Origin of the sequence: Arthrobacter sp. NPDC058097 (assembly GCF_042884885.1) — a bacterium.
Taxonomy (GTDB): domain Bacteria; phylum Actinomycetota; class Actinomycetes; order Actinomycetales; family Micrococcaceae; genus Arthrobacter.
Genome location: NZ_JBHVSZ010000007.1, coordinates 186,788 through 208,268, shown reverse-complemented (window position 1 = coordinate 208,268; position 21,481 = coordinate 186,788). Strand labels below are relative to the sequence as shown.

The following is a 21,481-nucleotide window of genomic DNA, read 5'->3' as shown; positions in this document are numbered from 1 at the left end:
GGGGCAGATGTGACCGCGGGGCGTTATCTGATTGAGGCGGTTGGGAGGCGGCCCGGTTGCATGTGCATGCTGCCGGTTTCGACAAGCCTCTCGTGCCAGGAGAGGGACTCGGCGAGGAGGTGGGGGGTGTGCTTGCCGTAGCTGTCTCGCCTGGCGCGGTCGTAGTAATCCTGGAGCATGGGGCGGTAGTCGGGGTGCGCGCAGCGGTCGATGATCAGTTGCGCGCGTTGTTTGGGCGCGAGACCGCGCAGGTCAGCCAGACCTTGATCGGTGACGATGATCATCGCGTCGTGTTCCGTGTGATCGACGTGGCTGACCATGGGAACGATGCCTGAGATGCTGCCGTTTTTCGCCGTGCTGGGGGACATGAAGACTGAGAGGGAACCGTTCCGGGCGAAGTCGCCGGAACCGCCGATTCCGTTCATGACCTTGCTGCCGGCGATGTGGGTGGAGTTGACGTTGCCGTAGATATCGGCTTCGATCATGCCGTTCATCGCGATGACTCCCAGGCGGCGGATGAGTTCGGGGTGGTTCGAGATTTCCTGGGTGCGCAGCAGAATCCGGGTGCGGTAGAAGTCGATGTTGTCGTTGAATTCCTTTACCCCTGCGGCGCTGAGCGAGAACGAGGTGGCCGAAGCCACTTTGATCACGCCGTCGCGGATCAGGTTGAGCATGCCGTCCTGGATCACTTCGGTGTAGGCGGTGAGCCCCTCATAACCGCCTTCGGACAGGGCGGCAAGTACGGCGTTGGCGACGTTGCCCACGCCGGATTGAAGGGGGAGCAGTTTCCCGGTCAGTCTTCCACGCTGGATTTCATGGTCGAAGAAGTCCAGAAGGTGCCCGGCAATTTCGCGGGAGGCTTCATCGGGGGCGCCAAAGGGGGAGTTCCGGTCGGGCGCGTCCGTGCTGACGACGGCCACGACTTTGGCTGGGTCCACGTGCAGGTAGGGTTCGCCGATCCGTTCATCCGGGGCAGTCAACGGTATGGGTTTCCGGTCCGGGGGCAGGGCGGTGCCGTAGTAGATGTCGTGCATTCCTTCCAGTCCGGCGGGTTGGAAGGCGTTGACTTCGAGAATGACTTGATCTGCTTGCTCAAGCCAGGTTTTGTTGTTCCCGACGGAGGAGGACGGAATCAGCCGACCGTCTGCCAGGATGCCGGCGACTTCGATGACGGCAAGGTCAATATTGCCAAAAAACCCGGACCAGGTGTGCTGGGCGACGTGGCTAAGATGCATGTCGATGTAGTCGATTTCGCCGTTGTTGATGCGTTCCCGCAGCACAGGGTCGGACTGGTACGGCAGGCGCAGTTCCATGCCGCTGGCTCTAGCGAGTGCGCCGTCGAGTTCGGGAGCGGTGGACGCACCGGTGAGGACCTTGATCCTGAACGGGCTGCCGGAGGCTGCCGCCGCTTCCATCCGTTCCGCAAGCGCCTGCGGCACGGATTTAGGGTACCCGGCGCCGGTGAACCCGCTCATGGCTACCGTCATGCCCGGTCTGATCAGGGCCGCGGCCTGCTCAGCGGACATCAGACTGTCGTGCATTCTGGCGTGACGGATACGGTCCTGCATAGGGCTCCTTCGTTGGAAACTTCCGCGTCAATTTTACGTCCCAGGCAGGACAGCGACCGACCAGTGTCGGGACGAGGCCTTCCACGCGGAGTTCATGGTCCGGTAGCCCGGGGGGTCCTGCGTGAACATGGCGACCTGACTTGCGCCACCGGGTCAGTACCGGTCACGACCCTGTCCCGCGTGCAACTGCGCGCGGAGCACCCTCCGCAGGTGGGCGACAGCTATATCGACGACGCTGTAATCCATGCGACATGACCCGGTTGCGATATCACTTTTGGACGCCAAGCCGCCGGCGGCAGCAACGCCGAATCTGAAAGCGCAAGGGGTGCCGGGATACCGCGGCCTGGGACAGAATGGGTCCATGAAGCGAATCGCAATCATCGGCGGTCACGGAAAAGTGGCTAGGGAACTCTCCAAGGTCCTGGCTGCGGACGGGCGGGAGGTCACGGCCATCTTCCGCAACCCGGACCACGCGTCCGACGTCGCGGCAACCGGCGCCAGCCCCGTCGTCCTGGACGTCGAGAACGCGACGACGGCGGAAATCGCCGAGGCGCTCTCGGGTCACGACGCCGTCGTATGGTCAGCCGGTGCCGGCGGCGGAAACCGCGGGAGGACCTACGCCGTGGACCGTGACGCCGCGATCCGCTCAATGGACGCTGCTGCCCAGTCCGGCGTCGGTCGCTACGTCACGGTGTCGTATCTTGGAGCCGGACCGGATCACGGAGTGCCCCCGGACAACCCCTTCTTCCACTACGCGGAGGCCAAAGCGGCCGCTGACTCCTACCTGCGCGCCACCAGCCTGGACTGGACCATCCTCGGCCCCGGCGCGCTCACGGACAAGCCGGGCAGTGGCCTGATAGATGTCCACGTCAACGAGTCCTGGCAGAATGCCGAAACCGCCCGCGCCAACGTCGCCCTTGTCGCTGCGGCCGTCCTGGAGCTTCCCGCCACAATCGGCCGGACTATCGGATTCCGTGACGGCAGCCAGCCCATCGCTGCAGCCCTGGAGGCGCTGGCCTAGCCCCTTCGGGGACAGCGGGCACATGGAGGCAGCTGGCACTTTACCGGACTGCTGCTCGTGACGGTGGCCGCTGAAAAACATCACCACCCGACTAAGTGCGTCGCCCGTGGGCAGTTGATTCGGGGAAGCAGACGCCGTGGTCGTTCCGTCTAATTGCCCTCCACCTATCGTGTCCTGCTCCGGCGGAGTAGCTTGAAGAAACACGCTGCTGCCGGACGGGGGCATTTTCTGACGGGAGTTACGATGCGCGAGATTCTTCTTCCTTCCGGTGAAGCTGTCCCGGTGCTCGGGATCGGAACGTGGGGAATGGGTGAGCACCCTGGCAACGCCGCGCGCGAGTCGGCGGCGATCCAGATGGCCCTGGACCTGGGGATGTGCGTGGTCGATACCGCCGAGATGTATGGCAATGGCGCCGCCGAGGAACTCGTCGGAAGGGCGCTGGCAGCACGCCGCAACGAAGCGTTCCTGGTCACCAAGGTCCTGCCGCATCACGCCACTCTGCGCGGCACCGTCGCCGCTTGCGAGGGCAGCCTGCGTCGCCTTGGGACGGACAGCATCGACCTATATCTGCTGCATTGGCGGGGCGATGCCCCCTTGGCCGAAACGCTCGAAGCCTTCGAATACCTGCAGCGCGCCGGAAAGATCCGGCACTGGGGCGTTAGCAACCTCGACGTGGCGGACATGGAAGAACTTATGCGCCTGCCTGGTGGCCAGAAGGTCGCGACCGACCAGGTGCTGTACAACCTGACTCGCCGCGGCATCGAGTTCGATCTGCTGCCCCGCTGCGCCGGGTGGGGCATCCCGGTGATGGCGTACTCGCCCCTGGAGCAGGGCCGAATGCTGGACGATCCTGTGCTGGTCCGCATCGCGACCGAACACGGCGCCACCCCCGCGCAGATCGCCCTGGCCTGGGTGCTCAGGCAGCCGCTCGTCCTGGCGATTCCAAAAGCCTCAAGCCCGCACCATGTCCAGGAGTGCCAGCGAGCCCTCGACATTCGGCTCACTCCCCGCGACCTGGCCGACCTGGATCGCGCCCATCCCCCGCCCACCCGCAAACGCGTGCTCGAGGTGATTTAACCTCCGGCAAGCGCATCTCCACCCCGGAGGACGCCGAGTACTGGAAGGCTGCAGCGGTTCGAGGGAGTGTCATCTGTAGCATCGCGGAGCATACTGGGTGAATGATGATCGACGTCGGATCTCGGGCTGCGGGAAGGAAGCGGCCTGCGCGGGGCATGAGCCCGTTCCCGCCGATCGCAGACTACGCGTTCCTGTCAGATTGTGAGGCCAACTGCCTGATCGCCCCGAGCGGGCAGGTGGAGTGGATGTGCCTGCCGCGTCACGATTCACCGAGTGCGTTTTCCACCATGCTCGACCGGGCCGCGGGCGGTTTCAAGGTGGCACCGTACGGCATCCGGGAACCTACTGCGCGCCGCTATCTCCCCGGAAGCCTCATCCTGGAGACCACCTGGCAGACCAGAACGGGCTGGATGATTGTGAGGGATGCCCTGGTGATGGGCCCCTGGCACCACACGGAGAAGAGGGCGCGCAGATACCGCCGCCCGCCGACGAACTACGAGGCCGAGCATTGCCTGCTGCGTACCGTCCGGTGCGTCAGCGGAGCCGTGGAGCTATCCGTCCTGTGCGAGCCGGTCTTCGACTACGGCCGACGTCGGGCACGGTGGGAGTTCGTCAGCCCCGGATACGGGGAGGCCAGTACCATCAGCAGCGACGAGGGGGATCCGGTCCTCCGTCTCACCACCGACCGCCAGTTGGGCATTGAGGACTCCATCGCGATCATTCGCAGCCAGATGACCGAGGGTGAGGAGGCGTTTATCGCGCTCTCCTGGACATCGGTGCCCCCACCAAGAACGTGGGAGGAAGCCACCCAGAAGCAGTGGCAGACCACCGAGTTCTGGCGGCAGTGGATCACGGTGGGGGAGTTCCCAGACCACCCATGGCGGGAGGAGCTGCAACGCAGCGCGCTGACGTTGAAAGGGCTCACCTATGCGCCGACCGGAGCCCTAATCGCCGCGCCCACCACGTCACTGCCCGAGACGCCCGCGGGAGAGCGAAACTGGGACTACCGATATACGTGGGTGCGAGACTCCACCTTCGCGTTGTGGGCCCTGTACACCCTCGGTCTGGACCGAGAGGCAGACGACTTCTTCTCCTTCATCCGCGACGTTGCGGCCGAGGACGACCTGCAGATCATGTACGGCATCGGGGGCGAAAGGGATCTCCCTGAGTCCGTGGTTGAGGGGCTCGAAGGCTACGAGGGGGCCCGGCCCGTCCGCGTGGGCAACGCTGCGGTCCACCAACGGCAGCTCGACGTCTGGGGCACCATGCTGGACTCCGTTTACCTCCATGCCAAGTCCCGGGACCAGCTCCCCGAGCCGCTATGGCCCATCCTGCTCCGCCAGGTCGAGCAGGCAGCCTCGCACTGGCGAGACACCGACCACGGCATCTGGGAGGTCCGCGGCGAGCTGCAGCACTTCACCTCCTCCAAGCTCATGTGCTGGGTCGCCCTGGATCGGGGCGCCCGGTTGGCGCGGTTGCACGGGCAGGCCGATTACGCCCGGAAGTGGGACACAATCGCGGCGGAGATCCATGACGACATCTGCCGCAACGGTCTCGACGACCGCGGAGTGTTCGTACAGTCCTACGGCACCACGAACCTCGACGCTTCGTTGCTCCTTATCCCGCTTGTCCGGTTCCTGCCAGCCAATGATCCACGCGTTCGTGCCACCGTTTTGGCCATCGCGGATGAACTCACCCGGAACGGACTCGTCCTGCGCTACCGCACCGAGCAGACCGACGACGGACTCACCGGTGCTGAGGGGACCTTTACTATGTGCTCGTTTTGGCTCGTCTCAGCCCTCGTTGAGATCGGAGAAGTGGCCCGCGCCAAAGCATTGTGCGAACGCCTGCTGTCCCACGCCAGTCCGCTGGGGCTCTACGCCGAGGAGCTGGATCCGGTGAATGGCCGTCATCTCGGCAACTTCCCACAGGCGTTCACCCACTTGGCCCTCATCAACGCGCTCATGCACCTCATTCGCGCCGAAGAGACCGACCGCGTGAGGCAATTCGCCCCGGCACACCGCAACATGTAACCGCTCCCTGTACCCCTTTCGAAAGCAGAGGCAACGATGGCAACTCTACTGATCTTCCATGAGGTCGACGACGTTAACCACTGGCTCAATTCGCCGCGACGCCGGGAACTCTTCGGACCTATGGGCATGACTGTTCGAACCTTTGTCGATCCTGGGAAAACCAACCGCGTCGGACTGATCGTCGAAGTCCCGGACATGGACACGTTCCAGCGAATGATGCAGTCGGAGGCAGCGGCCGACGCCATGAAATTCGACGGCGTACGCCCGGACACGATCCTGGTGCTGGTCGAACCAGAGCCCACTCGGTAAGTTGTGCGTGACTCCCGCGGGACCGTCCCCCAGATGCATTCCGGGCACGTTCGCTGTGACGAAGGCTTTGATCTTGCCGGCCATGGCTTGCGCATGGGTCCAGTGCAGGTAGTGTCCGCCGGGAAGCATCACAGTTTCGTGGTGCCGGACGTTTTGCAGCCGGCTCTCGTGCAGCGCAGTGTCCGGAGCGGTCTCCTTCGCGGAGGCGAGGAAGGTCAGCACGGGAAGGTCGTCCGGGTAACGCATTGCCTGCACCTTGCGGGCGTTGTCGGTGATCCTGCTGGTCTCGTCGAGGACGGACGGGTTGCCGAAGTTCCAGTTCGCCATCGTGCGCATCTGATCCCGCTCACCGGACGTGTAGGCGGTGCCGTCCGGTTCCACGAGGCTGGGGGCGAGCGCGGTGACCCAGCGGAGCAGGCCGCTGGCAGCCACCAGACCTTCCCAATTGATGCCGCCGGACGGCACGCCGGTCTGGTCCGCGTGGATAGTATTGGCGGCGGGCACTGTGGGGTCAATGCCGATGACCGCCGAGACGTCGCTGCGGTACCGGTTCGCGTAGGCGAGCGTGTAGAGACCGGCGATGGAGTGGCCGCCGAGGATGTAGGGTCCGGGCACGTCCGCATTTGCCAGGGCCTCATGCAACTCGGAGGTGATGTTCTCGACCGTGCGTTCCACAGGGGGCTGGTCGCTGTATCCGTAGCCGAACCCTTCCACGACCACGACGTCGTAGTCGCCAAGTTCCCGGATGAGTGGTGCAAAGTCCAGCGCCGGTGCCGGCGTACCGAGGCCGCTGAGCAGCACAATGGACTGCCGCGTCCTGCCGTTCCCAGATGCGCGAACCACGTTGAGGGAGCCGTGGCTTGTCTGCACCCTTTGCCCATACGGGCTGGTCGCGGCCCGCTCCGCCTGACTCAGGGCGAGATTGGCGACTGTGGATGCAAAGAGGAGGATGGCCACGACGGCGGCCGCAATACCCAGGGTGCGAAGGCGCCGGCGCGGCTTCTTGGTCCGGGTGGCGGGCCGGGAAGAAGCCGGCAGAGGAGTCTGTGAAGGTCGAAAGCTGAGCATGGGTTAAGACTGGCTGCCGGCGGCACTCCGGGGGAGAGGTAAAAATTGCCAGGATGAAAAGGATCCTGCCGACAGGGATCCGGACACTGGCGGCGTGGGTACAGTGGCCTCATGCACCGTGTGGTTGCCCTGGCGTTGCCGGACGTCGTCGCCTTTGACCTTGCGATTCCAGCGCAGGTCTTCGGCCATGAGGACGAGCGGAAACTGTACTCCTTCGCCGTCTGTGCCGCCGACCCAGGCCTGGTCCCCACCACAACCGGGTATGCCATCCACGCCGCGGAGGGCCTCGACGCGCTGCTGTCGGCCGACACCGTCGTTGTGCCCGGATTCAGCCCGCTCAACGACCCTCCGGCCAACGTCTGCGAAGCCCTCCGTGAGGCGGCGCGGAACGGAGCCAGGGTGGTGTCCGTCTGCACCGGGGCTTTCGCGTTGGCGGCCGCCGGACTCCTTGACGGGAAACGCGCCACAACGCATTGGCGAAACGCGCAGCGCCTTCAGACCCTGCACCCGGCAGTCTCGGTCGACGCCGGAGTGCTGTACATCGACGAGGGCGGTGTCAGCACCAGTGCCGGCGTCGCGGCGGGCATCGACCTGTGCCTGCATCTGGTCCGCAAGGACTATGGCACCGAGGCAGCCAACCGCATCGCCCGGCGCATGGTCGTCGCCCCTCACCGCGAGGGCGGCCAGGCGCAGTTCATTGAACGCCCCGTTGCCGCGCCGCTCAGCCACTTCGCCGACACGTGCGCCTGGGCCAGGCAGCATCTTGCGGAGCCGCTGACCGTCGTCGACATGGCCGTCCACGCCGGCTGGGCGCCCAGCAGCTTCGCACGCAAGTTCCTGGCGGAAGCGGGAACGACGCCACTGCGCTGGCTGACCAGCCAGCGCATCGCCGAGGCATGCCGGCTGCTCGAAACGACCGACCTGACAGTGCAGGCAGTCGCGTCCAGGACAGGCTTGGGAACAGCAGCCAACTTCCGGCTCCACTTCATGCGCGAACTCAACACCACACCCTCCAGCTACCGCCGCCTCTACCAGGGCCGGAACCGGAGCCTGACGCGCGAAGCTTAGTGGCCAGGAGCACGTCCACGGGTGCAGCGCGCCTGGTGGAACACCGCGCCAATGGTAAGTACCGTCGTCGTAGGAACCAACGAGAATTCAGTCAGGGGCAGCATGAGCAAGAACGGCAGGAACCGGAATAAGCGCAAGGGCCCCGCCCGTTCGGGAAGTCCAGCCGCACGCGGCTCTTCGCCAGCTTCCCTGAGCTCTTTCCGGGCCGGGCGGGCAGTTGACTCGCTCGCGCCGGCATTTGTCCGATGGTTCGACGACGGCGCTCCCGGCGCTGCTGCCACCGCCCTGGATTGCCTGGCAGCCATAGAAAGCGTCATGGGCCGGTACCTGGACCGTGTGGCCGCCGCTGACCTGACACGCCTGGACCCTGTGATCCTGGCCGAAGCCCTTGGTGCCGATCTCGCCTCCACGCCGGTTGACGAAGACGACGACGACCGGGGTGAGTTTGTCGTCGCCGCTGTGCACGGGTTCGTTGACTTCCTTGCGGACACGGACCGGTGGTCGGGTTCAGCCGAACAGCTCGCCGACGTGGTTGAACTTCTCAACGCGCTAATAGAGGAGACGGATGATTGGGCCCTCGTCGACGTGCCCGCCATCTCCGACGAGGACGCCCTGGAAGTCTTCGTGGAGCTCCCGCTGATCCAGCGGACCACGGCGCTGCTTCAGTGGATCGGCGACGCAAAGCCGGTGACCGCAACCGGTGCGCTCCGGACGAAGGACATCGAAGCAGCGGCGGCGTGCTTCGGGCTGAAAGCCAGGGGCGGCTCCAAGCAGGCCGGAGCCCCGAAGGCCGGGAACGGTGGTTCGGAAACGCAGACAGTCCGCAGCATGTATGAGGTGCCGCTATTGGCGCAGGCGTGGGAGGCGCTGGCCCGCACTGACCTGATCAAGATCGGGCCGACGAAGGCGGAGCCGACGGCGGCCTCCGCCGTTTTCCAGGCTGGCAGTACCCCGGACCGGCTGGAAGAACTGGTGTTCTTCGTCGAACAGTTCCTCTCGGTCTCGGTGCTTGGCTATGACCCTGATCAGCCCTGGGAAGTCCTCGTTGCCGCAACGGTGGCTTCGATCCTGCTGGCGGCGGCCTCGGAGGATCCTCCGCGGACCGACACCATTCTGGACCCGCGGAAAGGTGCGTCGGCAGAGGAGAGGGCCACGGTCGAGACGCTGAAGGCCGCGGCCCTGGGCCAACTCGAGGGCCTGGCGGAGCAGGGGATCCTGACGATCGACACCCATTTCCGGATACCGCCTGCCGTGTTCCGGTGCATAGCAACCACGTATGAGGACGCGACGCTGCTGGAGGAGCTGGGCCTGTTAGACCTGCCCGACTTCGACCTGGATTCCGAGGATGCCTAGCACAGGGGTTTGATGCGCCCCACAGCCTGGTACCGGATGTCGTGCTCAAATTCCGCCCACACGGGCACATGCCCATGCAAAAACTACGCATCAGTGCCAAGCTGGTTCCATCCGCATGATTCGTCTGTTGATGAAGGAGCGTGGGTGGCATGCCCAAGACCGGCAAGAACGATCACGCCCGCAAGGACGAGCTTCCCTCGACCCTGCAGCGTTCGGACCAGAAAGCCCAGGACACATTCGCCAAGACCTACGATTCAGCGCTTGAGTCCTATGACAACGACGAGAGCCGGGCGGCCCGGACCGCCTTCGCATCGTTGAAGCACAGCTATGAGAAGGTGGGTGACCATTGGGAGCCGAAGGAAAGGCGCGGACCTTCTGACCGGCACGCGGAAGAGGGAATGGATTCCCCGGCGCCGACGGCCGGAGGCGTCGACGCGAACGCTTCCAAGGAACACCTCTACAAGCGGGCCCGGGAACTCAACATCGACGGACGTTCGAAAATGGACAAGGAGGAACTTGTCGAGGCGCTGCAGAAAGCCAACGACGCCGCCACCCGGAGGGCTCGGGGCGACTGAGCCTACCGGTCTTTGGGGCGGAAGTAGGACGATCCCGACGGCGTCCGCTCCAGCACGCCGAAATCGATCATGTAGCGGCGCAGCAGCACCACATCGTCGGTGTAGCTGAGAAGCCGTTCATTGACCTTCCGCTCGGTGAGCTCTTCTCCCGGCTCGAAGGTCTCTTCGGCGATCCAGGCCAGGAGTTCCCGCCGCTCGCCCTGGTTGGCCGGATACCTGTCGATCCGGCCTAGACGCATGAACCGCGCCACTCCACTCCGCGGCTGGCGTCTGGGCTGTTGCGTGAGGAGGTCACGAAAGATCGACTCGGATGCCTCCAGTCCATTGCCGGCGGTCCGTTCAACCAGGCCAGCGTCGAGCAGGGCGGCGATGGCACGGTCGCGCCGTTGGCCGGCCAGAGCGGGAGACACGTCCTCGGCCGTTGCCCCGAGCACAATCTGCGCGTAGGCGGTCCGCGCATCCCGGTTGGCGAGCGCCGCGACCACCCGCCGCCAGTGTGGCCCTGTCTGCCTGGTCTCCCTGCTCACCGCATTCCCCCTTATAAGCTCTGGCCTGCCGGGACAGTGCCGGTTGGCGTTGGCGGGTACAACAGGCAAAATCGTAGTCCCGGGCGGTTCAGGCCGAAAGGCTTCATTGGACGCGGCCTGCTCGGGCCACGCACTACGAGTAAGGCGGCGTAAAAGGCCATGGTTAGGACACGGGACCCGGAAGCGTTCGCCGTCGAACTGGCCGCCGGCCTGGTAGACGTAGGAATAATCCGGGTCGAAGGACCGGCGGCCGACGCCACCGTCTATCCTTACCGCACCTGATGACGCGACTACCCTGCAGCTGGTGACCGGGGGAGTGGTCGCCGTCGCCTAGTTCCCCTGCGTCGGATCCGCCGTCCACTGCCCGGAATTGGCCCGTCGAGCCTCTGGCGCCTGACCGGCGTCGTGATGTGGAATGGTCCCGGGGACAACTCTGAGTGAGCGGGCACGAAACGGCAGGGAACAACCTGGGCTATTGCGCTGGCCGTGTTGGGCGCATGGCTTTCCGAGGTCATACCAATGGTCCAGGTGGCCTGCTCACGAGTAAGTTCCTCCGCCCCCGCCCCGGTGGGAGGCATACTTAGGGTGACCCGCCCCAGCAACAGAGGAATTTGATGGCGCCGAACGAGGCAGTACCGAATGTCACCCTGAATAACGGCGTCCAGATCCCGCAGCTGGGCTTCGGCGTCTTCCAGGTCCCGCCGGAGGAGACCCAGCGGATTGTGGAGGACGCCTTGGAAGCCGGCTACCGCCACATCGACACCGCGGCGGCGTACGGCAACGAAGCCGCCGTCGGCGCCGCAATCGCCGCGTCGGGGATCCGCCGTGAGGACATCTTCCTCACCACCAAGCTCCGCAACGGCGAGCAGGGCATGGCCCAGGAAGCCTTCCAGAACAGCCGCCGTGCATTGGGCGTCGACTACGTCGACCTGTACCTGATCCACTGGCCGGTGCCATCCCGGAACCTCTTCACCGGGGCGTGGAAAGCGATGGAGAAACTGCACGCAAGCGGCGAGATCCGTGCGATCGGCGTGTCAAACTTCCTGGCGGACCACCTGGACACGCTCCTCCAGTCAGCGGACATCGTTCCGGCGGTCAACCAGTTCGAGCTGCACCCCACATTCCAGCAGCCCGAACTGGCGGCGAAGAGCCGCTCCCACGGCATTGCCGTGGAGGCGTACAGCCCCTTGGGCCAGGGTGCTGACCTGGACGCTGCGGCGGTGACGTCCGTGGCCGACAGGTACGGCGTCACCCCAGCCCAGGTGGTACTGGCCTGGCACCTCGCCCAGGGCACCATCGTCATTCCCAAGTCGGCCAACAGCGGCCGGATGCGGGACAACCTGGCTGCCGCCGGCGTCGTGCTGACGGCTGCCGAGATCAGCGGGATCACGGCCCTCGAAGCCGGTGCCCGCATCGGTTCTGATCCTGCCGTTGCCGCCCACAGCCAAATGTAAAGGGGACCCGATGAAATCCAACGAAGTCTTGCTGGACGCCTTTGGCCGTATCCGCGAGATTGTGGACGCCACACTCGAAGGGCTCGACGACGAAGCCCTGGCCCGGAGGCCGGCCGGCAACGGCAACTCCATCGCATGGCTGATCTGGCACCTCAGCCGGGTTGAGGACGCGCAGGTTGCTTCCGCTGCCGGGCTGCAACAGGTCTGGACATCACAGAGATTTGCCGGCCGCTTTGACCTGCCGCTTCCCGAACGGGACACCGGCTACGGCCATTCGTCAGACAAGGTCGACGCCGTGCGGGCTCCGCGGGAGCTGCTCGCTGAATACTACGAGGCGGTGCACCGGCAGACAGCGGAGGTTCTGGGCGCGCTCGGCGACAATGACCTCGACCGGGTCGTGGATACCCGCTGGGACCCGCCAGTAACGTTCGGCGTCCGGCTGGTCAGCACGGTTGCCGACTGCCTTCAGCATGCGGGGCAGGCCGCCTACGCCAAGGGTCTGAAAGACGGCGGCTAGGACTGGCCGCCCGGGTGGCACGCGGTCCTCTTGCCTGGTGTTGGGGCTCGGAGGAGGATAGGCGGCAAAAACTCCAGGAGGCCGTCATGACCCAGCTTGGGAAGTTTGAGAAGTACCTGATCGAGGAATTTTTCGACGACTACCGTGCCGGGGCCATGAGCCAGCACACCTTCACCCGCCGGGTCGCGTTCATCACCGGCAGCATGGCCGCCGCGGCCGCCGCGATGCTGCTGGTCGGGTGCACGCCCCAGGAAGTCCCCCGCAGTACCGACCCCATGCCCACTCCAACCCCGACATCAGGCTCCGCTACGGGCACTGCCTCAGGCGGCGCCGTTCCCGGGGCGAAGAGCCCGCTGTCCGTTCCCGAGGGGGCGGCCGGAATTACGACGTCGACAGTAAAGTTTGCGTCCGGCGGCACCGAGATCAGCGCTTACCTCGCCCGACCCGAAGGCGGGAAACCCGGCCCCGCCGTCCTGGTCTGCCACGAGAACCGCGGGCTGACACCCCACATCCAGGACGTGGCCCGGCGCTTCGCCAAGGAAGGATATGCGGCCCTGGCGATCGACCTGCTGAGCAGGGAAGGCGGCACGGCGAGCCTGGACCGGGATGCCGTCCCCGGTGCCCTCGCGCAGGCGGGCGCGCGGCGGCAAGTCGCGGACTTCGCAGCCGGATTCGACTACCTGCAGAAGCAGGACTTCGTGGAGCAGGGCCGGATCGCCATGACCGGCTACTGCTTCGGTGGGGGCATCACCTGGCAGTCGGCGGTGGAGATCACCGGCCTCAAGGCGACTTCGGCCTTCTACGGGCCGGCCCCTGACCTGGACAAGGTGCCGTCCATCAAGCCTGCCGTGTTCGGTGTTTACGCCGAACTGGACGACAGGATCACCGGGTCCATGCCGCAACTCCGGGATGCCCTGGCGGCAACCAGCGTGCGCAACCAGCTCAAGGTCTATCCCGGCGTCGACCATGCCTTCCACAACGACACCGGCGAGCGCTACAACGAGCAGCAGGCCACAGCTGCCTGGAACGACACGCTGGCGTGGTTCAGGAAGTACGTCTAGCGGTCGCCCAGGCGGCAATTGCCAAGAGGGCAGCTGCCTAGCCGGTGCTTTCCGGGCCGGTGGCGTTCGCGGTGTCCGGGCCGGGCTGGCCGGACGCGTCGTGGGCCAGTGCCTTCTGGCGGCGGTACACCTGGACCGCGATGGCCGTCGGAATCACGGCCAGGGCAACGGCCCGCATCCAGGGGCGGTCCAGTACGTGGCCGGTGACGGAGTCGAGGGAGAAGCTGCCCGGCCCGCCAATCGTGAAGGATGCTGCCGCAAGCCCCAGGACTGCCGGGTACTCAAGGCCGCCTTCGGTGGCGAAGAAGCCGTTGGGGGCGTGCACGCTGGCCGCAACACCCATGGTGGTGGCAGCAGCGGCACCGGCAGCGGGAGTGGCGAAGCCCAGCGCCAGGGCAAGGCCCGCACCCGCCTCGCCGAGGCCGGCGAGGACGGCGCTTGGCTTCGCAGGCCGGAAGCCCATGGCGTGCATGCCTTTGCTGGTGCCCTCGATCCCGCCGCCGCCGAACCAGCCGAACAGCTTCTGGGTGCCGTGGGCAATGAGGACGCCGCCGAGTCCCACACGGAAAATGGTCTGTGCAGCGGTGGCGGCGACCGGGGCGACTGGACTGGTGCTCGTGCGGCTCATGGAAATCCTCCTGTAATCGGTTCAGCTGTGCGGCTGCTCTTCAGGCGATCCTGTCCGACGATTCTACGTCCGCGGGAGCGGGGTTTCAGGGGGCTTTGGTCCGGTGAACTTACCAGGGTGTGTGGGGCAGGGTGAGCCGGGTACCCGCCGTCGTCCTTATTCCTGGCCCTTGGCCCGTGACTGCGGCAGGTACCCCTGGCGTCCGGCTTCACGCACCAGCAGCCGGATGTTCGCATACAGCACTGCCCTGACCGCATCGGGTTCAAGACGCTGCCCGCGCCGGATGCGTGATTCCAGTTCCTTGCAGCACCGCTCGAGCCGCAGGGCTCCGGCCATGGCGGACGTGGCCCTCAGGCTGACGACGGCGTCCGCTGCCATCCGCGGGTCACCGCCGGTCAGGGCGCGAAGGATCTTCGACGCCCGGTCCGGCAGCATCTGAAGGTAGTCATCGATGAAGGCCTCGGCGAAGGCTGGACCGACCTCGGCGGCAAGGGTCTGCAGCGGGCCGGCGTCCAGGACGGGAATGTCCTCTGCGCCATTCACCGTGCACCGCCCGCTGCTGTCCTCCGCATGTCCCGCCCATCAGTCCATGCCGCGACCTTGCTGCGCGGCTTACCGGACACTGTCCCGCGGAGACCTCAAGACGGGAGAAACATTTGCCGATGTTCGGATCAAGAATGCGGGGGACGCGGCTAGGCGCGTTCGAGCAGCACCATGACCTCGTAATGCGTGGTCTGCGGGAACATGTCCAGCACCCGTGCCCGCCGGGCGGTGAACGAGGGGAGTGCCGCCAGGTCACGGGCCAGGGACTGCGCGTCGCAGCTGGAGTACACCACGTGCTGCACGGAGGAGGATTCCAGCCAGCCGCACAGTTCCTTGCCGATGCCGCGCCGTGGCGGATTGACGATAACCAGTTCGGGCGCCCGGTCCGCCGTGACGGCAAAGGCAGTGGCATCGCCCGCCTCGAAGTGCATGCGCTGGAGCCCTGCCTCGTCGCTGCTGAGCCTGGCCGAAACGATGGCTTCGCGGCTGGTTTCAATGCCGGTGACGTCACGGGACGGGTCGGCGCAGTGCAGGGCAAAACCGCCGACGCCGCAGTACAGGTCCCAGACCGACGCGGGGGCCAGTTCGTTGACCCACTCGCGCCCCTGCCGGTACAGGGCCGCCGCCATGTCGCTGTTTGTCTGGAAGAAGCTCTGCGGCCGCAGGTGGAGATCGAGGTCATTGACGCGCATCCGCAGCGTGGACTGCCCGGTGAGCAGAATCTCGCGGTCACCTTCCAGGACTGCCTTGTGTTCCGGGTGCAGGTTAACCGAGACCACCTTGACCTGCGGCAGGGCGGCCAGGAGCGTGGGGAGGTGCTCCCGGATGCGCGGCACGAGCTTCTCCGAACGCAGCACGAGGCGCAGCATGATCTCACCGTCTGGGGATTCGGTGATGATCAGGTGTTTGAGCTCGCCGCTGCGCCGGGGGACATCGTAGGGCGTCAGGTGGGCCCGGCTGATGAAGGCCGCCAGGACCGGGAAGCATGCGAGGAGCCCCGGGGAGCAGACGCCGCATTCGCGCAGGTCAACGCCGCGGCCTTCGGCGTCAAGGATCCCGATGGTCGCGTTCTTGGCCGTTCCGCCCACCACCATCTTGGCCTTGTTGCGGAAGCCGGACTCGCGGCTCGCCACAGGCGGCAGCCACTCTACGGACGCGTGGTCGGAGAGGAGTGTCTGGCAGTGGAGCTGCTTGCCGGCCAGCTGCTCGTCGTAGGGCCTGCCCATGTGGGTGCAGGAGAGGCAGCGGGCGGCATCGAAGTAGGAACATTGCATGTCTGGTTAATTCTACTTTTTCTGCAGGCTTCTTCTGGCCGCCGGTCAGGAAGGCGGCCGTTGCCGCTTGGGAAGGCTGATCCGATCCAGGTCGTTGGCCAGTACGACGGCGGTCCCTCCCGAGCGGGCCCGTGCCTGTTGGGCCAGGATGTCCACGTCGCCGTAGCGGGAGGAAAAGTGTGTGAGGACGAGAGTCCCGGCACCGCCGTTGGCGGCCAGATCACCGGCCTGCCCGGCCGTGAGGTGAGCGTACTGCGCCGCCAGTTCGGCGTCGTCGTCGCTGAAGGTGGACTCCGTGACCAGGAGGTCGACGCCGGCGGCCAGCCCCTCGGCTCCCTCGCATGGGGCGGTGTCCATGATGAAGGCGAAGCCCTGCCCCACGCGCGGAATGCTGACGTCCCCAAGCCGCACTCCCCGCAGGACTCCTTCCCGCTGCAGACGGCCCGCGTCCGCGCCCGTAATGCCCGCCGCCGCCAGCCGCTCCGGCAGCATGGTGCGGCCATCAGGCTCGGTCAGCCGGTAGCCGTAGGTCTCGATCCGGTGCCGGAGGGGCCGCACCTCCAGCCCCGGGGCAATTTCCCCTGCATCCGCGTGGGGTTGCAGGCGAAGATCGATGCCGGGCGAGGCCACGGACACGAGTGCCCGGACAACGTCTTCTCCGGACGCGGGATAGTGCAGGTGGACCGGGTGCTTCACACCGTCCAGGGCCATCCGGGACAGCACGCCGGGAAGCCCGTAGCAATGGTCACCGTGGACGTGGGTCAGGCAGATGCGGGTGATCTGGTTGGCGGAGACTCCGGCATGGATCATCTGCCGCTGGGTGCCCTCGCCGGGGTCGAAGAGGAGGCCCTCGCCGTCCCACCGCAGCAGGTATCCGTTGTGGTTGCGCGTCCGCGTCGGGACCTGCGATGCGGTGCCAAGGACGACGAGTTCGCGCATGACACAGAGTGTCTCACAGGCCCTTGCTGTCAGCAGGCCACCGGATGGCACCGCGGGCGCTCGCCGGCGGCCCGGATTGGCGGCGCTCGCAGGCAGCAGCGCTGGCAAGAATCAGCGCCCGTCCCGTCAGCTGCCGCCAATCAGGGTGGCGGCCGTCAGCCCCGGAGTGCCCCGGCTCATTAGGGTGACGGGCCGGGGGCTACGGCTGGCGTGCTTCCCGCCGACCGGCCCGGAGGGCTCGTCTCAGCTGGCCCTCCTCCGGACAGTCTGGTTCCTGGCAGCGGCGGTGCGGTGGAGTGGTAGGTGTGGCCGGTGGGTGTGGTGATTTCGATGGTGTGTCGTGGTCCTGGTCGGGGTTTTACAACCCAGCCGGGGAGGTCTTTGGTGTGGTTGCAGGCTTCGCAGAGTCCGGCGCCGTTGGCCAGGGTGGTGGGGCCGTCGTTGTGCCAGGGGATGATGTGGTCGTGGTGGCGGATGGGGGCGTCGCAGTAGGGGGTGCGGCAGGTGTCGTCGCGGATTTGGATGAGGCGGCGCAGCGGGGCCGGGAAGAGCCGCCGTTTGGAGTCCATGGCCACCAAATCGCCGGTTCCGGGGGCGGTGTAGAGGCGCCGGACCCAGGTCTTGAGTTCCTTCAAACTCCTGGCTGAATCGCGCGCACCTGGCTGGACTTGAGCCGGCTCTTCCCGCCCCTGCGTGAGCAGGTTGCGGGTGAAGTCGGCGGGGATGATGCCGTAACCGGGAATCCGGGCGGGTTCGGAGTCGCCTTGGAGGAGTGACCGGTCGGTCATGACGAGGTTGAGTTCGATGCCGGTGATGCCGCCGGGGGTGCCGGTGGTCCGTTCGACCAGGGTGTCGGCTTTGATCTGGTCGCGGGTGCGCGGGTCCCCGGCGGCGTGGAGGGCATCGGCGTTCCGGGTCAGTGCCGCGAGAACGGCGACGCCCTCATGGACGGGCAGCAGTGCTGACAGGTAGGTCATGCAGTCCGGTGCCGGGCGCAGACTGACCCGCCGTTCCGAGGCGGCGTGGCTGGCGCGCCGGGCGACGGAGCGGGGGTCGCGCCGGATCGCGGCGGCGCGGGCGGCTGCGATGACGGCCCGGGTTCCGGCGCCGGTGAAGGTGCCGGTGTCGGCGGCGAGTTCCTCGTCAACGGCGGCCCGGTCAGCCGGGCTCAGGCAGGCGGTCTCCTTCACCACATACATGACGCGCTCTTCGTTGAGCTGTCCGGTGTCCAGCGCGGCCTGGGTGTGGGGCATCTGCACCAGGGCTTTGGCCGTGCCGAGCAGCCGATGCCCCCGGTTCGGGGACTCGCCCCGGGCGAGCGCGATCTGCCCGGCCGCACCCAGGTCCCGGTCTTTGCCGTGGTCCCTGCGCAGATCTTTGCCCAGGTCCTCCGCGGTCAGCGTCCGGTCCGCGTGAGTCCCACGATCCGCTTGTTCCTGACGGAGCCGGGCCTCGAAGGTCACGGAGAGCCGTGCCTGCTGCCCGGCGGCCCAGCACTTGACGTTCTCGTAGGCCCGGACCTGATCGATCAGCGCGACGTTGTTCGCCGTGAGGTCGGCTGCCGGGAGAACCCACCCGGAGGTTGTTGTAGGTGCACCGGGCCCAGCGCGCCGGGACGTAGCGCCGCCGTGATGAGCGCCGCCGTCGACAGGGCTGTCGTCAAAAAGGTCCCCGTCGAAGGGACGGTCCGCAAACAGGGCCTCGGGAAACGGGTCCTCAGGCAACAACGCCGGAAACGCGGCGTCGAGGTCATCGTCGTACGGAAGCCCGTCGTCGGTAAAAGCATGGTCGGGAAACACATCGGAGGGGAAATCGGCACCAGGACAAACGGCGTCCATAAGAAGGGCCTCAGGAACCGCGGCAGCCTGCAGGACTCCGCCGCGCGGCGGCCCCGCTGTCAGTGCCGAATTCCCGATGCCTTCCATGAACACAGTCTGCCAAGGGCCACTGACATTAAAGGGCCGATCCGGCACCAGACGGGGGCAGAATCAAGAAACCTTTTACGTAGCCACCTGAGAACGAAAACTGGGTAGCACTTTAGGGCGTTCCCAGCGCTCAGAACGCCCTGAAGTGCTACTTAGTTGGGCGGAGCAACCCACAGGACGCAACCCAAAGGACGCAAGCCAAAAAGGAACGCGGGGCATTTAGGGAATGGGGCATTAAACAGCGAAGGGTGCCCGCGCTGAGCGGGCACCCTTCGTGACAGGCGGGCTGCTTACTTGTAGACGCGCACCCAGTCGACCTGCATCTGGGACGGCGTGAGGCGGGTACCGTCCGGGAACCAGTCGAGCTGCAGCGTCTGGTGCATGCTGCCGGAGGGCTGGTGGGCCGGGTTGGTGTCGGTGAACGTCTTCACGCCGTCGATGTAACCGGTGATGCCCGTGGGGGTCCACTCCACCGCGTAGTTGTGCCACTGGGTGGTGTCAACGGCCTTCGAGGCGTACGTCTGCTTGCTGGAGCCGCTGCACGCGTAGTGCAGGAAGAACTTCACCAGGGCCGTGTCAGAGGTGCTCTCGGCGTAGTCGATCTCGGCGCAGGTCGAGGACTTGGTGTCGGGCCACAGGATGAGGACCGGATGGTATTCCGGATCACGCTGGTTCGTCTTCATGCGGGTTTCCCAGCGGCCGTACTTCTGCTTCGCGAACTTGGCAGACATGCCGCCCGTGGTACCCGCAGAGTCACCGCTGACGGTCGCCACGCCGTTGGCCACTGACCACGCCTTGGGACTGCGCAGGCCATTGCCTGCATGGCCGGAGCTGTTGTAGACGCTCCACTTTGTGCCGTCCGGAGCGCCGGTGTAGTTGAACTCGTCGCCGGCGACGACCGAACCCCAACCGAGGGTGCTTGCGGCCTGGGTGCCGTTTCCCGGTGTGGATGCTGCTGGCGTGACTGCTGCCGGAGCGACAGCGGCCAGAGCAGGAGCGGTCTTGGCGGGAACCGCCGGTGCCGCCGGTGCCGCGGCCCTGACGGCAGGCGCGGGAGCGGCAGCAACAGCGCCGACGACGGCGGTCGCGGCCTTCGCCGGAGCGGCGGCTTGAGCGGCGGTCTCCGTCAGTGCAGCAGCTCTGGCAGCCGCAGCTTTCGCTGCTGCCGCCTTGGCAGCTGCAGCTTTCGCCGTAGCAGCTTTCGCAGCAGCAGCCTTCTTGGCTGCGGCAGCCTTCGCTGCCGCAGCTGCGGTCGCGCCCGACGACGAGACGGCCGATGCCCTCTTCGCGGCGGCGGACCCCGCGGACGATGCGACGGCGGCCTGGCTGGCGGAGGTCGATCCGACAGCGGCAGCAGTATGTTCGGCAGCCTGCTCCGCGGAGGGAGTGAGACCGCATCCGGTCAGCGAAAGCGCGCCGATGCTAATGGCAATGGCTATGTTCTTCTTAAGCAAGAGACCCCTCCGGGCAAACGGCTGCCGCGCAGAAGGCAGCCACAGTCTAGGTGGAAAAAGAACAGCACGAAGCGATTCTGGGCCCCGGTCTACGGGGCCGGAGCGGCGTGACCGCCGCCCTGCGCATCCGGAGCCCAGCGCTGGCCTCCGGGACCCCCAGCGGGGCCGTCCCATGGGGAACAGGCGTCAACGTTACTTGATCGTTACCAAGGCCCGCAAAGCGCCACGATGGCCTCGGGCGGGCCGTGCAGTGGTTTCACCTGACTGACCTGCGGGAACACTTTTATGACGCAGGCCGGAAACACGGTCCCTTCCCCGTCAAAAAAACGGGTCGCGCCGCCGTCGAGCATGAGGACCCGCGTCAGGGGTGGAGTTGGACTGCCCGGGGCCTGGACCGAGAGAATGGGCGGGTGAGTGCTGCCGGCGAATTCGTGGACGACACCCTGCAGCGCGAGGCGTCGTGGTACCGGGCCGAGGACATGCGTCACCGGTTCGGCAGTGCGATGCGGTACTACGGCGCGTCGGTGGGCGCGGTGCGCGGAACGGTCCGCGACGCCCTTCGCCGGCACGCCGAATTTGCCCACGACGACGTCACCGCGCTGAGTTCCGAACTCTGGGAGGTGCCTGTCTACGAGCGGCGCTTGGCCGCCGTCGTCCTTCTGCAGTCCAAGGTGAAGCTGCTGACCAACTCCGACCTGACGCGCATGGAGGGATTTGTGCGGGACGCGCAAATGCCGTCGCTGGTGGACCCGCTCGCCGTCGACGTCGTTGGCCCGCTGGTGGAAGGGCTTGCGGGCCAGGCCCGCATGCGCGCCGACGCGGTGCTGGACCGGTGGGCGGGGGACCCGGACGTCTGGCTCCGGCGTGCGTCCCTGTTGGCGCCACTGGGGGCGCTTAGATCCGGTGGCGGTGACTGGGACGGTTTCGTCCGCCGCGCCAGGATTGCCGCGGACGTGCAAGCAACGACGACGACGGCGGACAGCCGCCCCGACCGCGAGGCCGTTGACGCCGTGCTGGAGGCCGTGGCCAAACGAAGGCCGGAGCTCCGGCTCGCCTTCCGCCGCTAGGGCGTGAAGCCCACGAACAA

20 protein-coding genes are annotated in these 21,481 nt (G+C 66.4%); 11 read left to right on the top strand and 9 right to left on the bottom strand.

Annotated elements, in window-relative coordinates; translation table 11 throughout:
* Positions 1-23 precede the first annotated feature (23 nt).
* A complete protein-coding gene (locus ACFVTE_RS13980) occupies positions 24-1,568 on the bottom strand; it encodes an acetyl-CoA hydrolase/transferase family protein (protein WP_387101285.1) in 1,545 nt (514 codons plus the stop codon).
* A gap of 361 nt (positions 1,569-1,929) precedes the next feature.
* Here ACFVTE_RS13980 and ACFVTE_RS13975 point away from each other — a divergent pair, with 361 nt between their 5' ends.
* From ACFVTE_RS13975 to ACFVTE_RS13965, 3 genes are all read left to right on the top strand, one after another.
* Entirely contained in the window at positions 1,930-2,589 is a 660-nt protein-coding gene (locus tag ACFVTE_RS13975; RefSeq protein ID WP_387101283.1) for an NAD(P)H-binding protein, read from the top strand.
* A 243-nt stretch (positions 2,590-2,832) separates the two neighbouring features.
* Complete coding sequence (locus tag ACFVTE_RS13970; RefSeq protein WP_387101282.1) at positions 2,833-3,666, top strand: aldo/keto reductase; 834 nt, start codon at positions 2,833-2,835, stop codon at positions 3,664-3,666.
* A 101-nt stretch (positions 3,667-3,767) separates the two neighbouring features.
* Positions 3,768-5,699: a glycoside hydrolase family 15 protein gene (locus tag ACFVTE_RS13965; protein WP_387101280.1), complete on the top strand. Its 1,932-nt coding sequence runs from the start codon at positions 3,768-3,770 to the stop codon at positions 5,697-5,699.
* Between the two features lie 45 nt (positions 5,700-5,744).
* Here ACFVTE_RS13965 and ACFVTE_RS13960 read toward each other — a convergent pair whose 3' ends face one another.
* Positions 5,745-7,076, bottom strand: coding sequence for an alpha/beta fold hydrolase (locus ACFVTE_RS13960; protein WP_387101278.1), 1,332 nt, complete (start codon positions 7,074-7,076; stop codon positions 5,745-5,747).
* Between the two features lie 111 nt (positions 7,077-7,187).
* On the opposite strand from ACFVTE_RS13960, the gene ACFVTE_RS13955 reads away from it, so the two are divergent.
* From ACFVTE_RS13955 to ACFVTE_RS13945, 3 genes are all read left to right on the top strand, one after another.
* Positions 7,188-8,144 (top strand): GlxA family transcriptional regulator, encoded by a 957-nt coding sequence (locus tag ACFVTE_RS13955; protein ID WP_387101276.1) that lies wholly within the window; start codon positions 7,188-7,190, stop codon positions 8,142-8,144.
* A gap of 102 nt (positions 8,145-8,246) precedes the next feature.
* Positions 8,247-9,497 (top strand): hypothetical protein, encoded by a 1,251-nt coding sequence (locus tag ACFVTE_RS13950; protein WP_387101274.1) that lies wholly within the window; start codon positions 8,247-8,249, stop codon positions 9,495-9,497.
* Positions 9,498-9,646: 149 nt separating this feature from the next.
* A complete protein-coding gene (locus ACFVTE_RS13945) occupies positions 9,647-10,072 on the top strand; it encodes a ChaB family protein (RefSeq protein ID WP_387101272.1) in 426 nt (141 codons plus the stop codon).
* Positions 10,073-10,074: 2 nt separating this feature from the next.
* On the opposite strand, the gene ACFVTE_RS13940 is transcribed toward ACFVTE_RS13945, so the two are convergent.
* Positions 10,075-10,599, bottom strand: coding sequence for a DUF2087 domain-containing protein (locus tag ACFVTE_RS13940; RefSeq protein ID WP_387101271.1), 525 nt, complete (start codon positions 10,597-10,599; stop codon positions 10,075-10,077).
* A 159-nt stretch (positions 10,600-10,758) separates the two neighbouring features.
* Here ACFVTE_RS13940 and ACFVTE_RS13935 point away from each other — a divergent pair, with 159 nt between their 5' ends.
* The 4 genes from ACFVTE_RS13935 to ACFVTE_RS13920 all read left to right on the top strand — a co-directional run bounded on the left by ACFVTE_RS13935 (position 10,759) and on the right by ACFVTE_RS13920 (position 13,631).
* Positions 10,759-10,881 carry a hypothetical protein gene (locus tag ACFVTE_RS13935; RefSeq protein ID WP_387101269.1) on the top strand — a complete coding sequence of 41 codons (123 nt, stop codon included), beginning with the start codon at positions 10,759-10,761 and terminating at the stop codon, positions 10,879-10,881.
* 332 nt (positions 10,882-11,213) lie between these two features.
* Positions 11,214-12,053 (top strand): aldo/keto reductase, encoded by an 840-nt coding sequence (locus ACFVTE_RS13930; RefSeq protein WP_387101267.1) that lies wholly within the window; start codon positions 11,214-11,216, stop codon positions 12,051-12,053.
* Between the two features lie 10 nt (positions 12,054-12,063).
* Entirely contained in the window at positions 12,064-12,570 is a 507-nt protein-coding gene (locus tag ACFVTE_RS13925) for a DUF664 domain-containing protein (protein WP_387101265.1), read from the top strand.
* An 86-nt stretch (positions 12,571-12,656) separates the two neighbouring features.
* Positions 12,657-13,631 carry a dienelactone hydrolase family protein gene (locus ACFVTE_RS13920; protein WP_387101264.1) on the top strand — a complete coding sequence of 325 codons (975 nt, stop codon included), beginning with the start codon at positions 12,657-12,659 and terminating at the stop codon, positions 13,629-13,631.
* Positions 13,632-13,668: 37 nt separating this feature from the next.
* Here the strand turns inward: ACFVTE_RS13920 and ACFVTE_RS13915 are convergent, their stop codons facing one another.
* The 6 genes from ACFVTE_RS13915 to ACFVTE_RS13890 form a co-directional block, all read right to left on the bottom strand.
* Positions 13,669-14,259 (bottom strand): DoxX family protein, encoded by a 591-nt coding sequence (locus ACFVTE_RS13915; protein WP_387101262.1) that lies wholly within the window; start codon positions 14,257-14,259, stop codon positions 13,669-13,671.
* Positions 14,260-14,415: 156 nt separating this feature from the next.
* Complete coding sequence (locus tag ACFVTE_RS13910) at positions 14,416-14,802, bottom strand: Hpt domain-containing protein (RefSeq protein WP_387101260.1); 387 nt, start codon at positions 14,800-14,802, stop codon at positions 14,416-14,418.
* 149 nt (positions 14,803-14,951) lie between these two features.
* Complete coding sequence (rlmC, locus tag ACFVTE_RS13905; RefSeq protein ID WP_387101258.1) at positions 14,952-16,076, bottom strand: 23S rRNA (uracil(747)-C(5))-methyltransferase RlmC; 1,125 nt, start codon at positions 16,074-16,076, stop codon at positions 14,952-14,954.
* A gap of 45 nt (positions 16,077-16,121) precedes the next feature.
* On the bottom strand, positions 16,122-17,015 hold the full coding sequence (locus tag ACFVTE_RS13900; protein WP_387101256.1) for a ribonuclease Z: 894 nt from the start codon (positions 17,013-17,015) through the stop codon (positions 16,122-16,124).
* A gap of 179 nt (positions 17,016-17,194) precedes the next feature.
* Positions 17,195-18,940, bottom strand: a complete 1,746-nt coding sequence (locus ACFVTE_RS13895) for an HNH endonuclease (protein WP_387101255.1) — start codon at positions 18,938-18,940, stop codon at positions 17,195-17,197.
* Positions 18,941-19,230: 290 nt separating this feature from the next.
* Positions 19,231-20,394, bottom strand: coding sequence for a glycoside hydrolase family 16 protein (locus ACFVTE_RS13890; protein ID WP_387101253.1), 1,164 nt, complete (start codon positions 20,392-20,394; stop codon positions 19,231-19,233).
* 410 nt (positions 20,395-20,804) lie between these two features.
* On the opposite strand from ACFVTE_RS13890, the gene ACFVTE_RS13885 reads away from it, so the two are divergent.
* Entirely contained in the window at positions 20,805-21,461 is a 657-nt protein-coding gene (locus ACFVTE_RS13885; RefSeq protein ID WP_387101252.1) for a DNA alkylation repair protein, read from the top strand.
* The last annotated feature ends 20 nt before the right edge of the window (positions 21,462-21,481 follow it).

Excerpts from the sequence above, each read along its gene's own strand:
- ACFVTE_RS13980 (WP_387101285.1), bottom strand. The coding sequence starts at position 1,568 with ATGCAGGACCGTATCCGTCACGCCAGAATGCACGACAGTCTGATGTCC.
- ACFVTE_RS13975 (WP_387101283.1), top strand. The coding sequence starts at position 1,930 with ATGAAGCGAATCGCAATCATCGGCGGTCACGGAAAAGTGGCTAGGGAA.
- ACFVTE_RS13970 (WP_387101282.1), top strand. The coding sequence starts at position 2,833 with ATGCGCGAGATTCTTCTTCCTTCCGGTGAAGCTGTCCCGGTGCTCGGG.
- ACFVTE_RS13965 (WP_387101280.1), top strand. The coding sequence starts at position 3,768 with ATGATGATCGACGTCGGATCTCGGGCTGCGGGAAGGAAGCGGCCTGCG.
- ACFVTE_RS13960 (WP_387101278.1), bottom strand. The coding sequence starts at position 7,076 with ATGCTCAGCTTTCGACCTTCACAGACTCCTCTGCCGGCTTCTTCCCGG.
- ACFVTE_RS13955 (WP_387101276.1), top strand. The coding sequence starts at position 7,188 with ATGCACCGTGTGGTTGCCCTGGCGTTGCCGGACGTCGTCGCCTTTGAC.
- ACFVTE_RS13950 (WP_387101274.1), top strand. The coding sequence starts at position 8,247 with ATGAGCAAGAACGGCAGGAACCGGAATAAGCGCAAGGGCCCCGCCCGT.
- ACFVTE_RS13945 (WP_387101272.1), top strand. The coding sequence starts at position 9,647 with ATGCCCAAGACCGGCAAGAACGATCACGCCCGCAAGGACGAGCTTCCC.
- ACFVTE_RS13935 (WP_387101269.1), top strand. The coding sequence starts at position 10,759 with ATGGTTAGGACACGGGACCCGGAAGCGTTCGCCGTCGAACTGGCCGCC.
- ACFVTE_RS13930 (WP_387101267.1), top strand. The coding sequence starts at position 11,214 with ATGGCGCCGAACGAGGCAGTACCGAATGTCACCCTGAATAACGGCGTC.
- ACFVTE_RS13925 (WP_387101265.1), top strand. The coding sequence starts at position 12,064 with ATGAAATCCAACGAAGTCTTGCTGGACGCCTTTGGCCGTATCCGCGAG.
- ACFVTE_RS13920 (WP_387101264.1), top strand. The coding sequence starts at position 12,657 with ATGACCCAGCTTGGGAAGTTTGAGAAGTACCTGATCGAGGAATTTTTC.
- ACFVTE_RS13915 (WP_387101262.1), bottom strand. The coding sequence starts at position 14,259 with ATGAGCCGCACGAGCACCAGTCCAGTCGCCCCGGTCGCCGCCACCGCT.
- rlmC (WP_387101258.1), bottom strand. The coding sequence starts at position 16,076 with ATGCAATGTTCCTACTTCGATGCCGCCCGCTGCCTCTCCTGCACCCAC.
- ACFVTE_RS13900 (WP_387101256.1), bottom strand. The coding sequence starts at position 17,015 with ATGCGCGAACTCGTCGTCCTTGGCACCGCATCGCAGGTCCCGACGCGG.
- ACFVTE_RS13895 (WP_387101255.1), bottom strand. The coding sequence starts at position 18,940 with ATGGAAGGCATCGGGAATTCGGCACTGACAGCGGGGCCGCCGCGCGGC.